The 15,238-nt window shown below is 69.3% G+C and carries 10 protein-coding genes; 5 read left to right on the top strand and 5 right to left on the bottom strand.

Translation table 11 applies throughout. The features are described from left to right. Positions 1–77: 77 nt before the first annotated feature. Entirely contained in the window at positions 78–4,028 is a 3,951-nt protein-coding gene (locus HPY23_RS11585) for a PAS domain S-box protein (protein ID WP_099954408.1), read from the bottom strand. 178 nt (positions 4,029–4,206) lie between these two features. Continuing rightward, on the bottom strand, positions 4,207–5,382 hold the full coding sequence (locus HPY23_RS11590; protein WP_099954409.1) for a YihY/virulence factor BrkB family protein: 1,176 nt from the start codon (positions 5,380–5,382) through the stop codon (positions 4,207–4,209). A gap of 338 nt (positions 5,383–5,720) precedes the next feature. Between HPY23_RS11590 and HPY23_RS11595 the strand changes: the two genes are divergently transcribed. Further along, complete coding sequence (locus tag HPY23_RS11595) at positions 5,721–8,183, top strand: PAS domain-containing protein (RefSeq protein ID WP_099954410.1); 2,463 nt, start codon at positions 5,721–5,723, stop codon at positions 8,181–8,183. Between the two features lie 193 nt (positions 8,184–8,376). Here the strand turns inward: HPY23_RS11595 and HPY23_RS11600 are convergent, their stop codons facing one another. Beyond that, entirely contained in the window at positions 8,377–8,622 is a 246-nt protein-coding gene (locus HPY23_RS11600) for a hypothetical protein (RefSeq protein ID WP_099954411.1), read from the bottom strand. 377 nt (positions 8,623–8,999) lie between these two features. Between HPY23_RS11600 and HPY23_RS11605 the strand changes: the two genes are divergently transcribed. The 3 genes from HPY23_RS11605 (at position 9,000) to HPY23_RS11615 (ending at position 13,169) form a co-directional block, all read left to right on the top strand. Continuing rightward, positions 9,000–10,520, top strand: a complete 1,521-nt coding sequence (locus HPY23_RS11605; protein WP_099954412.1) for a sensor domain-containing diguanylate cyclase — start codon at positions 9,000–9,002, stop codon at positions 10,518–10,520. A gap of 96 nt (positions 10,521–10,616) precedes the next feature. Next, positions 10,617–12,842, top strand: a complete 2,226-nt coding sequence (locus tag HPY23_RS11610; RefSeq protein WP_099954413.1) for a CHASE3 domain-containing protein — start codon at positions 10,617–10,619, stop codon at positions 12,840–12,842. An 87-nt stretch (positions 12,843–12,929) separates the two neighbouring features. After that, complete coding sequence (locus HPY23_RS11615) at positions 12,930–13,169, top strand: DUF6894 family protein (protein WP_123834338.1); 240 nt, start codon at positions 12,930–12,932, stop codon at positions 13,167–13,169. A 26-nt stretch (positions 13,170–13,195) separates the two neighbouring features. On the opposite strand, the gene HPY23_RS11620 is transcribed toward HPY23_RS11615, so the two are convergent. Further along, entirely contained in the window at positions 13,196–14,203 is a 1,008-nt protein-coding gene (locus tag HPY23_RS11620; RefSeq protein WP_099954415.1) for an HWE histidine kinase domain-containing protein, read from the bottom strand. Between the two features lie 166 nt (positions 14,204–14,369). Then, the gene (locus tag HPY23_RS11625) at positions 14,370–14,813 is read right to left on the bottom strand and encodes a DMT family transporter (RefSeq protein WP_099954416.1); all 444 of its coding nucleotides are present in this window, start codon (positions 14,811–14,813) and stop codon (positions 14,370–14,372) included. A gap of 172 nt (positions 14,814–14,985) precedes the next feature. On the opposite strand from HPY23_RS11625, the gene HPY23_RS11630 reads away from it, so the two are divergent. Next, positions 14,986–15,225 (top strand): hypothetical protein, encoded by a 240-nt coding sequence (locus HPY23_RS11630; RefSeq protein ID WP_099954417.1) that lies wholly within the window; start codon positions 14,986–14,988, stop codon positions 15,223–15,225. Positions 15,226–15,238: the final 13 nt, after the last annotated feature.

A 15,238-nucleotide genomic window follows, 5' to 3' on the forward strand; every position in this document is an offset into this window, starting at 1 on the left:
GGGCGCGGTGCAGCCTATGCCCGCGCCGGATGGCGAGAAGGCGGGGGATCCCCCATGCGGTCGCCCCCATGGGTTCGTCAGGGCGCCGCGATGAGGTCCTTGATGCGGGAGGCCAGCGCCTCCATCACGAAAGGCTTGGTCAGCACTTGCATGCCCGGCTCCAGGTGGCCGTTCCCGACCGCGGCGTTCTCGGCGTAGCCGGTGATGAACAGCGCCTTCAATCCCGGTCGGCTCACGCGGCCGGCATCGGCCATCTGGCGCCCGTTCATGCCGCCCGGCAGGCCGACGTCGGTGACGAGCAGGTCGATGCGCACGTCCGATTGCAGGACCTTCAACCCGGCGGCCGCGTCCGCCGCCTCGATGGCGGTGTAGCCCAGGTCTTCCAGAACCTCCGTCACCAGCATGCGGATGCTCGGCTCGTCGTCCACGATGAGTACCGTCTCGCCCTGCTCGGCACGCGGAGCCGAGGCGAGGTCCGGCATGCTTTCGGCGCCCTCTGCGTCGCCGTAGTGGCGCGGGAGGTAGATGCACATGGTCGTGCCTTGACCGACCTCAGAGTAGATGCGCACCTGCCCGCCCGATTGCCGCGCGAAGCCGTAGATCATCGATAGGCCGAGACCGGTACCCTGACCGATCGGCTTCGTGGTGAAGAACGGGTCGAAGGCGCGCGCAATGACGTCCGGCGTCATGCCAGTTCCTGTATCGGTCACGCACAAGGACAGGTACTGCCCCTGCGGTAGATCGCGCTCGCGCGCGGCGCGGTCGTCGAGCCACTTGTTGGCGGTCTCGATGGTGATGCGGCCGCCGTCCGGCATGGCGTCCCGCGCGTTGATGCAGAGGTTGAGCAGCGCGTTCTCAAGCTGCGGCGGATTGACGAGTGCCGGCCAGAGGCCGGCCGCGCCGACCACCTCGATGTGGATGGTCGGGCCCACCGTCCGGCGGATCAACTCCTGCATGCCGTGGATGAGGGCATTCACGTCGGTGGGCTTCGGGTCGAGGGTCTGGCGCCGCGAGAAGGCGAGCAGGCGGTGGGTGAGGGCGGCCGCTCGCTTCGAGGCGCCCTGGGCTGCGTTGATGTAGCGGTCGAGGTCGGTGAGCCGGCCCTGGCTCATCCGGGTCTGCAGGAGTTCCAGGCTGCCGGAAATGCCGGTGAGCAGGTTGTTGAAATCGTGCGCCAGGCCGCCGGTGAGCTGCCCGACCGCTTCCATCTTCTGCGATTGGCGCAGCGCCTCCTCGGTCCGTGCGAGCGCCTGCGCGGCCTCCTTCTCGGCCGTGACGTCCCGGCCGACAGCGTGGATGAAGTCCGCGTCCGGCACCGCCGTCCAGGAAAGCCACCGGTAGGAGCCGTCCTTGTGCCGGTAGCGGTTCTCGAAGCGGGGAATGACCGAGCCGGCCGAAAGGTCGCCGGCGGCCGCGGCGGTCGAGGCCGCGTCATCCGGGTGGACGAGGTCCATGAAGGAGCGCCCGACGAGCTCGTCCCCGCTCCAGCCGAACAGCGCGGTCCAGGCCGGGTTGACCGCTACGATGGTGGCGTCGAAGCGGGCCACCAGCATCACGTCGGTCGAGAGGCGCCACATGCGGTCGCGGTCGCGCGTGCGCTCCTCGACCTGCTGCTCCAGGGACGCGTTGAGGCACTCCAGCTGGGCCGTGGCACGTTTGCGGTCCTCGATGTCGGTGTTCGTGCCGATCCACCGGACCACCGCGCCGCCGGGACCGCGGATCGGCTCGGCCCGAACGAGGAACCAACGATAGGTCGCGTCGGCGCGACGGATGCGGAATTCAGTCTCGTAGAGGGTGCCGTCGGCAAGCGCCGCCGCCCAGGCCCGGCCTGCGGCCTCGACGTCATCCGGGTGTACGATGGACGCCCATGCCGTCCCGTCGAGCTCGCCCGGCACGGTGCCAGCGTAAGCGTTGACCTGCACGTTGAACCAGTAGAGGTCACCGTTCGCGTCGGCGGCCCAGACGTGGTTCGGCATGGCCTGCGCGAAGACCCGGAACTGCTCCTCGCTCTCGCGTCGGCTCGCCTCTGCGCGGAAGCGCTCGATGGCGGCCCGGGTGCGCTCGGCGACGTCGCGCACGAAGTCGAGCTTATCGGTGCGCCAGTCACGCGGCTGCCGGTCGTGCAGGAAGAAGAGCGCCACGATGCGCCCGTGCTCCATCACCGGCACGTTGATCAAGGCACGTACGCCTATGGCCAGGAGCGGTCCCGGGTTGCCCGCGGTGCGCGGATCGACCGTCACGTCCGGGATGACGACCTCGCGGCCTTCCGCCAGGCCGGAGCGGACCTCACCGTAATCGGCGAAGCGGTGCCGCCCGGCGAGGCTGACCACGCCCGGGGCCGTCCAGTCCCGCTCGATATCGACGTACTCCAGCGCCTCGTCGACCGTGCCGTACCCGGCCCGGTCGAGACCTAGCGTGCGGGCCATGATCTCGGCGCCTACTGCCGCCATCTCGGCCGTGTCGCGGCATTCCTGAAGGCGGTCGCCGATGGCGATCAAGGCGTCCCGGAAGGATTCCAGCCTGCGGCGTTCCGTAAGGTCGCGGGTGACAGTACCGTAGCCGGTGACCGCACCCTCCGCGTCGCGGACCGGGAAGATGGTGTAGTGGACGGGGACCGCGGCGCCGGTCGAGAAGTTGCGGAACGCGAGGTCGCCTTCCCAGAAGCCGCCCTCACGCGCGGTGGGAAGGACCTTCCCTAGCACCGTTGGTCGGTCTGCCGGCTCGAAGTAGTCGAGCAGGATGTAGCCGCGGGCTTCTTCCAGGCCGGCCAAACCGACGAGCCGACGACCACCCTCGTTGACGAACTCCGCGTTGCCGTCGAGATCGGCCAACCCGATGAAGTCGCTCGACTGCTCGACGAGAGCCGCAAGACGCCGCGCGCGAGTTTCGGCGGTTCTGGTCTCCGTGATATCACGGACGGTGCCGACGAAGCGCACGGGTCGGCCGTCCCGGAAAACCGTGTTGCCCCTCGCGGCCAGCGTGCGCTCCACGCCATCGCGCCGGCCGATGACGCGGTACTCTAGCTCGAAACCGTCGGCCATGCCGATGGCTGCCTGCACGGCTTTGTCCGCCCGCTCCCGGTCGTCAGGGTGCACGCCAGGCAGGAAGGCGCCCTCGTAGGAGACGGGATCGTCGGGCGACAGCCCGAACAGGGTTCGGGTGCGCGCGTCCCACGTGAGCGCGCCGGTGACGAGGTCGTAGTCGTAGATGCCGGTCCCGGCCCCCTCCAGGGCTAGGCGGAGCCGATCCTCCGCCTCCTGCAGGTCGGCCCTGGCGCGGTGGCGCTCCGCGATGTCCGTGACCATGACGAAGATGCCGGCGACGGTGCCGTCGGCGGACCGGCGCGGGATGTAGCGGATCTCCGATTGCCGAGGGATGCCGTCCTGGTACGGCATCAGCGCGTCGAACGTGACGTCCTCACCAGCGAGCGCCCGCGAGATGAGGGGGAGGCGGGCCTGGTACACCTCCTCGCCGACGACCTCTCGCACCGGCCGATCCAGGATCTCGCTCGCCGGCCGCCCGAACCACGCCTCGTAGTACCGGTTCACGAACCGGTAGACGTGATCCTGGTCGATGAACGAGATCAGCACCGGCAGGGCGTCGGTGACAACCTGGAGCCCGTCGCGGACGCGGCGGGTCTCCCCTTCGGTCGCCGTGGCGTCGGTGCGGTCGCGCAGGATCTTGAGGAAGCCCATCCCGGTGCCGTCCGGTGAGCGCAGGGGCATCATCTCGCCGCTGGCCCAGAAGCGGGAGCCGTCCTTGCGCAGGTGCCAGCGTTCGTCCGCCGCGCGTCCGGTTTCGGAGGCGCAGCGCATCTCCGTCTCGGGCCGCCCGGCAGCACGGTCCTCGGGGGTGAAGAAGGTCGCGGCCGGCTGCCCGACCATCTCCTCGGCCGGCCAGCCCAGGATGCGTTCGGCGCCTGGGTTCCAGGCGGTGACACGCCCTTCGTGGTCGGTGGTGATGATGGCGAAGTCGACGGCGCTGCCGAAGATCGCACGGCAGAAGGCCGGGGTCGGCTCGCCGGGCATGAGCGGAGAGGAAGCGTTCAAGACAGGGTTACGCGGAGTGTTCGAGGAGAAGGCGGGGGCCCGACGGAGGTGGGTGCCGCTTGCCCGTCATATGAGGCGAGGCGTAGGCCGACCCAAGTTGTTAGGCAACCGGCGTCTGCCGGACCGGGGCGCACGCGGTCGCCGATATTGCCGGCGGTCAGGAGGATGCCGCCACGGTGTCGGCCATGCGGGCCTGACGGGCGCCGAGAGGCTTGTCGCCGCCGACCGTCGTGTCGCGCGCGGTCTGGTGTTCCATCTCGGCGTTGAGCTCGGCCCCGAGCAGCACCACCGTCGTGGACAGCCAGATCCAAGTCATGAAGCCGATGGCGGCGCCGAGCGAGCCGTAGGTCTCGTTGTAGCTGCCGAAGTTCGCCACGTACCAGGAGAACAGCCCCGACGCGGCCAGCCACAGGGAGCCGGCCACCGCGCTGCCCCATGTCACCCAGCGCCACCGGGGTTTCCGGCGGCTCGGGCCGAAGCGGTACAGCACCGCCAGGCTACCGATGACGAGGACGAGCAGGACGGGGAACCGAAGGAGCGCGATGTACCAGGCCTTCTGGTCGAGCCCGAGCACCTGCAACGCGGCCGGCACGACCACGATGCCGGTGAGGGCAAGCCCAACGAACAGCAGCGCCCCGACGGTGAATGCCAGCGACTGCAGGTTGAGCATCACGAACGAGCGCTTCTCCTCCTCCTCGTAGGCGATGTTGAGCGCGTCGAAGACCGCCTTCATCCCGCCGTTGGCGCTCCAGAGCGAGATCAGGATGCTGACGATGGCAGTCAGGCCCAGCGCCTTGTCGCCCTTGTCGACCAGACGCTTCACTTGACCGCCGACGATGTCGATGGCCCCGTCCGGCAGGATGCCGCGCAGGTCGTTCAGGTGATGGTTGATGGTGCTCGGGTCGGCGACCGCGCCGTAGATGGAGACGAGCGCCGCGATGGCTGGGAACAGGGCCAGGATGGCGTAGAAGGTCACGCCCGCAGCGACCAGCAGGATGCGGTCGTTGCCGAACTCCCGGTAGAGACGGAGCGCGATGTCCTTCCAGCCCTTGGCGGGGATCTCGGAGGGCGTGTCCGCCTTGCGCCCGCGCTCCGGCTCGGCCTCGGCCAGGCGCTCGGCCGCGGCGCCCTCGTGCGAGACGGGCGCATCCTCGGTACCGAGCTTCCGGTCCTCTTTCCCCGGACCGCCGGACGCAATCGGCAAGGAACCTCCGCGCCGCTTCGGTAAGGCGACCAGACCGACGAGGGCCACGCCCAGGCACGCGGTCCACAAGGTCGGCGAGGTCCGCTCGGGGCGAGCGGAAGGAGGCGTCGGGGCAGGCTGATCCGTCATGGCTCACCGGGGCGCAGGGCTCACGTTGGGCCCTGGGGCATCTGCACAACGGCAACGGACACGCTTTGGTGCCCGCGTGTCGCCGATATCGTGCTCGCCGGCCGTTCGCCATCCAGGCAGCCGCGACGACGCAGCCATCCAAGGGAGCGGTCGTGCGCGCCAACCTGCACTATCTAGGGCCCGGACCGACCGAGCGTGGCGGGCCAGGGCGCCCTGCCACGCCGAAGCGACAGGTGACGCGACCGCCATGCCAAGCAGGACTTCCCGTTGCGCGACATCCCCGGCGGGCCGGGGCCGTCGGAGGGCTACGAGCGACGCGGCGAAGGGTTTCGGGCGGCATGGCTGACGCGTTCCCGTTCCTGCCGTCCGGTGGCGTGACCGGCGCGGAGATCCGTGCCCGCGATTGGTCGAAGACATCGCTCGGGCCTCCGGACGCCTGGCCGACGGCCTTGCGCTCCACCCTGTCGCTGATGCTGTCCTGTCCTACCGCGATGTTCCTCGCCTGGGGCCCGGACCTGCTATGCTTCTACAACGACGCTTACCGGCCGATCCTCGGCTATCGACTGCACACCGCCCTCGGCCGGCCTTTCCGCGAGGTCTGGGCGAGCATCTGGGGCGAGATCGAGCCTCTGGTCGATGCCACGATGGCCGGCGAGAGCCAGAAGCTGACGGACGTCATGCTCGACCTCTCGCGCGAGGGAGAACCCGAGCGGAGCTGGTGGTCCTTCACCTACTCGCCGGTCCTCGACGATGCCGGCGGCATCGGCGGCCTGTTCTGCGTCATCACCGAGACCACGGACCGCGTGCTCGGCGAGGCCGCCTTGCGCGAGAGCGAGGACCACTTCCGGCACACGGTTGAACTCAACCCGCAGGTGCCTTGGACTTGCGACCCGCACGGCAACATCACCTCGTACTCGAACCGCTGGCTCGAACTCACCGGGCAAGCCGCGGGCGAGCCGGACGGGTCGGGCTGGGCCAAGGCGCTGCACCTCGATGACCTGCCAGGGACCATGACCGCTTTCGCGGCCTCGCTGAGCTCCGGCGAGCCGGTGGATGTCGATTACCGCATCCGCGTCGCAGGCGTCGGGGAGTACCGCTGGATGCGCGCCCGTGCCCGGCCGCGCCGGAACGAGGATGGCGACATCGTTCGCTGGTACGGAGTGGTCGAGGACATCCACGACCGCAAGGTCGCGGAGGAGCGGCTGCGCGAGATGAACGCGACGCTCGAACGCCGGGTCGGTGAGGCACTCGCGCAGCGCAAGCTCTGGGCCGACGTGTTCGAGACGACCGACGCCCTGGTTGCGGCACTCGACCCCGATTATCGCGTGGTGGCCTTGAACCGCGCCTTCGCCGACGGTTTTGAGGCTATGTACGGGGCCCGGCCCAAGGTCGGCGACGACCTCCTCGGCCTCCTGGACGGCGTTCCCGAGCAGCAGGAACTGGTTCGCTCAGTCTGGGAGCGGGCGCTCGCCGGCGAGGAGTTCGTGATTGTCGAGGAGTTCGGCAGCCCCGGTCGGTCGCGGTCCTGCTACGAGATCCGGTTCACGACGCTGCGGGACACGCAGGGACGGCGGATTGGTGCCTTCCAGTACGCCGTCGACGCCACCGAACGGGTGCGCGGGCAGGAGCAACTCGCGCGGGCCGAGGAGGCGTTGCGCCATGCTCAGAAGATGGAGGCGGTGGGTCAACTCACAGGTGGCGTCGCGCATGATTTCAACAACCTGCTGACCATCATCCGCTCCTCGGTCGAGTTCCTGCGTCGGCCGACCCTGCCGGAGGAGCGTCGTGCCCGCTACCTGGAGGCGGTGGCCGACACGGTCGACCGCGCCGCCAAGCTGACGAGCCAGCTCCTTGCCTTCGCTCGCCGGCAGGCTCTCAAGCCGGAGGTGTTCGAACTCGGCGAGCGCGTGCGGGCCACCGCCGAGATGCTGAACGCGGTGACCGGCGCGCGCATCCGCATCCTGACGGAGGTGCCCAACGGACCCTGCCACGAGCGGGCGGATACGAGCCAGTTCGAGACCGCGTTGGTGAACCTCGCCGTGAACGCCCGCGACGCCATGGACGGCGAGGGCACGCTGACGCTCCGGCTCACCTGCGGCGAGGGACTGCCTTCCATCCGGGGCCATGCCGGTGCGCCCGGGCCCTTCGCCGTCGTACGGGTCTCGGACGAGGGTGCAGGGATCGCGTCGGAGTTCCTGGCCCGCATCTTCGAGCCGTTCTTCACGACCAAGGAAGTCGGCAAGGGCACCGGGTTGGGCCTGAGCCAGGTCATCGGCTTCGCCAAGCAGTCGGGCGGCGACGTCGACGTGGCGAGCGAGGTGGGACGCGGGACGACCTTCACGCTGTACCTGCCCCATGTCGGCCCACCCGCGGAAAGCGAGGAGGACGGTGACGAGGAAGCCAGCGAGCAGGACGCGGGACGCGCCCTGCCCGTGCTGGTGGTGGAGGACAACCTCGACGTCGGGCGCTTCTGCACGCAACTCCTGGAGGATCTCGGCCACACGACGGTCTGGGCGCACAACGCGGAAGCGGCGCTCGACGAGTTGGGAAGGGTGCCGTCGCGGTTCGACGCCGTGTTCTCGGACGTGGTGATGCCCGGCATCGGGGGTGTCGAGCTCGCGCGGCGGCTGCGGGCCAGCCATCCGGACCTGCCGGTGATCCTGACCACCGGTTACAGCGATGTGCTGGCGCGTGACGACGCGCACGGTTTCGAGCTCGTGCGGAAGCCCTACTCGGCCGAGCAGGTCGCGCGGGCGCTGCGCGGCGTGCTGGCCCGTCAGCGGAAACGGACGCCGGCCTGAGGCCGTGCGTCGGGACGACGAGGGCACGAAGTGGCCTTACGGATGCGACGACATTTCGCGCCGGCAGCCTGCACCATGCCACCGGCTCGCGCTCTTGAGCCTGCGTCCGGAGCTGGTGCAACTCAAAGGGAATGCGGCAGCGCCACGGACATTGGCAAGCCCGTGCCGCGGAAGCTCTTGCGCGCCAGCAGGTTCAGGCCGTCAGGCGTCGGACGTTGGCGGCGACCAGATCCCGGTAGCGGGTGATGACGTCATCGTGGGATCCACCGGTCATCAGGGTGTTGGCGGCCTCCATCGCGGCCACCACCTTCTCACCGACCATCGAGACCATCTCGGCCTGTGCCTCGGCACCGCCCCAGGCAATGCGCACCAGGCGCAGCTCGACGACCTTCTGAGCCTCCAGGGCAAGCAGGAACGCGGCATAGAACGGGTTCGACATGGAGGCTTCCATGAGGGTCGATGCGTGCAATAACGCGAGGAGCGGCATTGTGTTGCCGGCATACGGCTACGAAGTCCCAAACGTGCTCTCGTGATGACTGCGTCCCGATTGCGGTCGCGCATCCTAAGACCACGACAACGCCGACACCGCTGCAAACGGCGCATCGCCCGGCGGGAATGACGTTCGCTTCGAAGGTTTGTGCCTTAGCCGGTCGCCCGATCCCGCTTTTCGAGACCCCTCTGATTGTCGGAATCGCTTTAACCGCAAGTTTGCCACCATACGGTTAAGAGGCCAGGGACGACTTTCTTCGAAAGGTGCGGTAAGGTTTGGCGTGACATAAACCAGGCAAAGACAAGTTTGCCTGGGAGTGTCCGACGATGGTCCTGCCGCCCCGCCTCGCGCGCTGGCTCGGCTCCACCCGCACCTGGATCGCCTTGGGCGTGCTCGCGCCCCTGGGCATGCTCCTGGTCTCCGCGCTGATGCTGCTCGACCTCAGGCGGGACGCCTGGGACAAGGCCGAGCAGACCTCGCAGAACCTGCTGCAGGTCATCGAGCGCGACATCGCCCGCAACGTCGAGCTCATCGACCTCTCCCTTCAGGCGGTGGTCGATAACCTGCGGGTCCCGGGCGTGGACGCGCTGAGCCCGGAGATGCGCCAGCTCGTCCTGTTCGACCGCGCGGCCACCGCCCGGGACATCGGCGTGATGCTCGTCACCGACGAGAACGGCGACAGCGTCATCGACGCGAACGCGGTGCCGGCGCGTAAGGCGAACTACGCCGACCGCGACTACTTCCAGGGCCACAAGGCACTCGCCGACCTCGGCTTGCACATCAGCAAGCCCCTGGTCTCGCGGCTGACCGGTGCCCGCATGATCGTCCTCAGCCGTCGCCTGACCAAGCCGGACGGATCGTTCGGCGGCATCGTGCTCGGCACCCTGCAGCTCGCCTATTTCAGCCGCCTCTTCGACCGGATCGGCCTCGGGCCCGAAGGCGCGATAAACCTCTTCCTGCGCGACGGTACGCGGCTGATGCGCCACCCGTACGATGAGGCCGACATCGGTGTCAGCATCGCGGGCACGGCCATCTTGGAGCGCTTCGTGCGCGAAGTGCGCGGCAGCTTCGTCGCCGCATCCGTTCGCGACGGGGTCGAGCGGCACTACGCCTTCACCCGGGTCGGCGACCTGCCGCTGGTACTCAACGTCGCGCTGGCGACCGCCGACATCGAGGCCGGCTGGCGCGCCAAGGCCGCCGTCATCAGCGCGGTGGTCCTGGTCCTCTGCGGCCTGACCGCTTGCCTGTCGCTCCTGTTCGGGCGGGAGCTCCGCCGCCGCGCCGAAATGCAGGCCGAGCTCGCGCGGCTGTCGCTCACGGACGCCCTGACCGGGCTGCCTAACCGGCGGCGGTTCGAAGGGACGTTCGAGCACGCCTGGAAGAGCGCCAACCGCACGGGCAAGCCGTTGTCCGTCCTCGTCGTCGATGCCGACCACTTCAAGCGCTATAACGACCGCCACGGCCATGCCGTGGGCGACGCGGTGCTGAAGGGGCTGGCGCGCTGCCTGTCGGCGAGCGTTCACCGGCCGGACGACCTCGTCGCGCGGGTCGGCGGCGAGGAGTTCGTGGTGCTCCTGCCCGACACCGACGAGGCCGGAGCCTTGCGCATCGCGGACAAGGTGCACGAGACCGTTGCGGGCCTGTCGGTCGAGGCCGCCCGCATCGAGGCCGGCACGGTGACGGTCAGCATCGGCCTCGCGACGGAGACGGGCAGGGCGTTCGAGCGCGCCGGGGCGCAGTACGAGGCCGCGGACGCGGCGCTCTACCGGGCGAAGGCCGCGGGCCGGAACAGGACCTGCGTCGCCGGTCGCGCCTGCGCGCCCCACCCCCTCGGCGAGGCGGCTTGACACCGGGACGCGGCCCCAACAATCCCGTAATCGCATGCGAGGGCAGGCCGGACGGAAGCCTTCGCCTCCGCCCACCGCCGTCCCCGAACCGCCACTATGACACGCTACCTCGTCGCGCGCGCCAACATGCTGGTCTTCGGCGTGCTCGTGGCCATCCTCGCCCTGGTCGGCGGAGTGACCTGGGAGCGCCTGAACGCTTCGCGCGATGCCCGGGAGTGGTCGCAGCATAGCTACCGGGTGCTCGCCGTCGCCAAGGACCTCGCCATCGCGCTCAGGGACGCCGAACGCGGTCAGCGGGGATACCTGCTCACCGGGCGCGACGATTACCTCGGCCCCTACAACGCCGCGCGCGACCGCCTCGGACTGCTCCAGGGCGAGCTCCAGAAGCTTACCGCCGACAACCCTGCCCAGCAGGAGCGCGTGCGCGCGCTCGCGCCGGCCGTCCAGCACAAGCTGGAAGAGCTCGCCCAGACGGTGCAGGCGCGCCGCGACGGCGGGTTCGGGACGGCGCTGCGCATCGTCAACACCGACGAGGGCCGCGGCCACATGCGCGAGGCGGAGGGCATCCTGTCAGGCGTGCTCGCCGACGAGCAGCGGCTTCTCGACGAACGTCTCGCCCAGAACGAGAGCCGGGCGGCATGGGTGCGCTCGTTGGTGATCGCCGGGGCGGCGTTCGCGGCCCTGATCCTGCTCTGGGCGGCGAGGCTCCTGAACCAGGCGTGGTCGCGTTCCCAACGGATCGAGGCGGAGCAGCGCGACCTAGCCTTGCGCCTGCGCACCACCATCGACAGCCTGAGCCAGGGCGTCGCGGTGTTCGGGCCCGACCGCAAGCTCAGGAACTCGAACGAGTGCTTCCAGGTCCTGCTCGACCTGCCCAAGGCCATGGTCCGCCCCGGCACCGCCTACGGCGCCTTCGCCGAGCACACGGCCGAGCCGGGCCGTCCCGCCCTGGAGACCGAGGACCAGGTCTGTCACGGCAGCCGGAATCCCCGCGAGGCGGTCACCTACGAGCGCGAGAACGCGGACGGGCACTACCTGGAGATCCGCCGTACCCCGATGCCGGATGGCGGCTTCGTGCTCACAATCTCGGACATGACCAAGCGTGCCCAGGCCGAGGGCGTGCTGCGCGAGGCCCAGAAGATGCAGGCCATCGGTCAGCTGACCGGCGGCATCGCGCATGATTTCAACAACCTGCTGCAGGTCATCCTCGGGAACCTGGAATTCGTCCGTGCCAAGCTCGACGGCGACGCCAAGCTGCAGCAGCGCATCGAGCGGGCTTCCTGGGCGGCCCAGCGCGGGGCGACGCTCACCGGCCAACTCCTCGCATTCGCGCGCAAGCAGCCGCTGGCGCCCGCGGCCATCGACCTCGCCGCGACCATGCCGGACCTGGTACCCCTTCTCCGGCGCACGCTCGGCGAGCACATCGAGGTGCGCTACGTCGAGACCGCGGGCCTGTGGCCGGCGATGGCCGACCCGGCGCAGCTTGAGAGCGCGGTCCTGAACCTCGCCCTGAACGCGCGCGATGCCATGCCGGGCGGCGGGCGCCTCACCATCGAGCTCGGAAACGTGGTGCTGGACGCGGCGTATGCCCGGGACCATGCCGAGGTGACGCCCGGGGACTACACGATGGTCGCGGTGTCGGACACCGGGCACGGCATGACGCCCGAGGTGGTCAAGCGCGTGTTCGAGCCGTTCTTCACGACCAAGCCGGACGGCAAGGGCACCGGGCTCGGCCTCGCGATGGTGTTCGGCTTCGTGAAGCAGTCGGGCGGACACGTGAAGGTCTACTCGGAGCCTGGCGAGGGCACGGCGGTGAAGCTCTACCTGCCTCGCGCCGTCGGGACCGCGTCCGCCGTGCAACGCACCGCCGCACCCGTCGACCTGCCGCGCGGTTCGGGGACGGTGCTGGTGGTGGAGGACGAGGCGACGGTGCGCGAGATCGCCTGCGCGATCCTCGCCGACCTCGGGTACCGGGTGCTGGAGGCCGCGGACGGCGAGGAGGCGTTGCGGGTATTCGGTACCAACGCCGCGTCCGTCGACTTGCTGCTGACCGACGTGGTGCTGCCCGGCAAGGTACGGGGCCGCGAGGTGGCCGAGCGCGTGCGATCCGTGCGGCCGGACGTGCGGGTGTTGTTCATGTCCGGCTACACCGAGAACAGCATCGTCCACCACGGACGCCTCGACGACGGGGTGCACCTCATCGGCAAGCCGTTCAAGCGGGAGCAGCTCGCCCGTAAGGTCGCCGAGGTGCTCGGCACGGCAGCCGGTCCCGCCGCCGAGGGCGGCAATGTCGTCCCGCTGCGACCCTGGCGCGACGCCTGAGACGCCCTGCAGGTTCACTCATGTTCGTGCGTCCGGCGCGACGAGAGGTTAAGCCCCCGGGAAACGGTGATACGCAAAGGGGCCGACGTGCCGCGCTACTTCTTCAACGTGTTCGACGGGCGCAGTTCGCCTGACGACGTCGGCTCGGTGCTCGGCGGGCCGGACGACGCGCGACGCGAGGGCATCAGGCTTGCCGGTGCGATCATCGACGAACACGCGCCCGTCATTGCGCTCGGCTCCAGCTGGCACCTGGAAGTGAGAGACGAGGGCGGGGCGTTGGTGACGCGCCTCGACCTCATCGTCGACGCGCCAGCGAAAGCGGCTTAGGCCAAGGCTTGGAAGTCGCGGTGCGACTAGGCGCCGGAGCTCGGAAGCGGCATTCGCACGGAGACCCGAAGCCCGTCCGGCGCGAAGGCGACGTCCACCTCGGCGCCGGTCTGGGTAGCCAGTACCTTATTGAGAAGGCGGTGGCCGAAGCCCTCGCGGGTGGGATGCGCGGCGGGGGGGCCGTCGTGCTCGGCCCAGTCCCAGCGCAGCGCTCGGCCGGCACGTCCGTCTTCGATCCACCAGGTGACCTGCACCCGGCCGTTCGGGTCGGCGAGCGACCCGTGCTTCAGGGCGTTCGTGGTCAACTCGTGCAGGGCCATGCCGACCGGCACGGCGAGCTCCGACGGCATCACGATCTTCGGTCCGTCCAGGGTCAGACGCCCCCTTTCGTCGTAGGGGTTGAGCTCGGCCCGCAGCAGACCCTCGAACGAGGCGGCCTGGGCGAGGTCCTCGGTGATCAGCGCGTGCGTTCGCGCCAGCGAGCCGATCCGGCCCGTGAACGCCTGGGTGAACTCGTTGACAGTCAGCGAGGAACGCGCCGTTGCATTCACCACGGCCTGGACGGTGGCCAGCGTGTTCTTCACCCGATGGTGCAACTCGCGCACCATCAGCGCCTGGCGGTCCTCGCCATGGCGCCGCTCGGTGACGTCCCGCTGAACCGAGACCCAGTGCGAGATACGGCCGTCCCGTTCGCGAACCGGGGTGATCAACCACTCCACGACGTATGGGGAACCGTCCTTGCGATAGTTCACCGCCTCGCCCTGGAAAGAGCTCCCCTCGATCAGGGCCGCCCGCATGCGGTCGAGGACCGCGCGTTCGGTCCCAGAGCCCTGCAAGATGCGCGGTGACAGGCCGAGGACTTCCTCGGCTTCGTACCCGGTCATGCGCGTGAAGGCGGGATTCACGTACTCGATGCATGGTCCCGGTTCGTCAAGGTCCGCAGAGGTAATGACGATGGCCTCGCCCGAGGCTTCGACGGCGGCCTGCAGAAGCCGGGGATCCGGCTTCCTCCTCGCGGTGTCCTGGCCTCCCAACGCCCCCTCCCAACCCGGCCCCGACCTAAGAGGCTGCCGGGTTAACTTTGTCTTGCCTTCCAGGTTGCCGCCCTGCGTCGTCGTCGCATCCAGCGATCCGGGGGACCAGCGAGCGTGAGCGCCAACTGGGCTAGGGGAGACAGCACATGGAACCGGCGCCACCGCCTCAGAAGAGGGCGACCAAGGCCACTCCTGCCACCATCAGAACGCCACCCAGGACACGCCAGATGCTGGCGTGGTGCACCTCGAAGCCGAACAAGCCGTAGTGGTCGAGCGCGATGGAGGCGAGGACGCCAACCGTCACCAGGGTGCCCAGGAACGGGGCCGCGCCGAGCTTCGGGGCGATGAAGAGCTGGGACAGCGTCATCACGGCCCCGAGCACGCCACCGCACCAGGCCCACCACGGGACCTGTGCCGCCTGCTCGTGGCTCGGCAAGCTCAACCGGCCGGTGACCAGGCCTGCGACCAACAAGGCGGACCCGCTGACGACGACAACGACGAGGCCGGCGAAGAACGGCTGCGTGGAGGACTTCGCCAAGGTCGAGTTCGGGCCGGGCTGGATCGCGTTCGCGAGCCCGGCGAGCATGGCGAAGCCGTACAGATACCACATGCGGGAGCCTCGGAGAGGGAAGGGCAACCCTACTTGGGTCATCCCGGTGGGTACGTCGTCCGGATCAGGATGCCGCAGGCGCTCGTGCAAACACTTCCACATGCCAGCGGTTGTCGCCGGCGTTCTTCGGGCCGGAGGCGGCTGAGGGACAATCGAAGGCGGAGGCGTCACGATGGTCGTGCACGATCAGGGTTGCCCTTACATGCGGCAGCTGCACGAGATGCTAACCGACGGACCCTTGTCGGTTACCCCGGCCTTGGCGGACGCACTGCTGGACCGGCTGATTGCCTTCGAGGCGGAAGCGAAGGGCGCGGGGGCCCCGGCCAATACCCTCAACGCTATCTCGAACGCCCGCTTCACCGCAGGGGTCGCCACGCTGCGCCCTTGGTTCCCGATGCCGCGCGGACACTGAAGGGAGATTGACC

The sequence above is a fragment of the Methylobacterium ajmalii genome (assembly GCF_016613415.1).
Classification (GTDB): Bacteria; Pseudomonadota; Alphaproteobacteria; order Rhizobiales; family Beijerinckiaceae; genus Methylobacterium; species Methylobacterium ajmalii.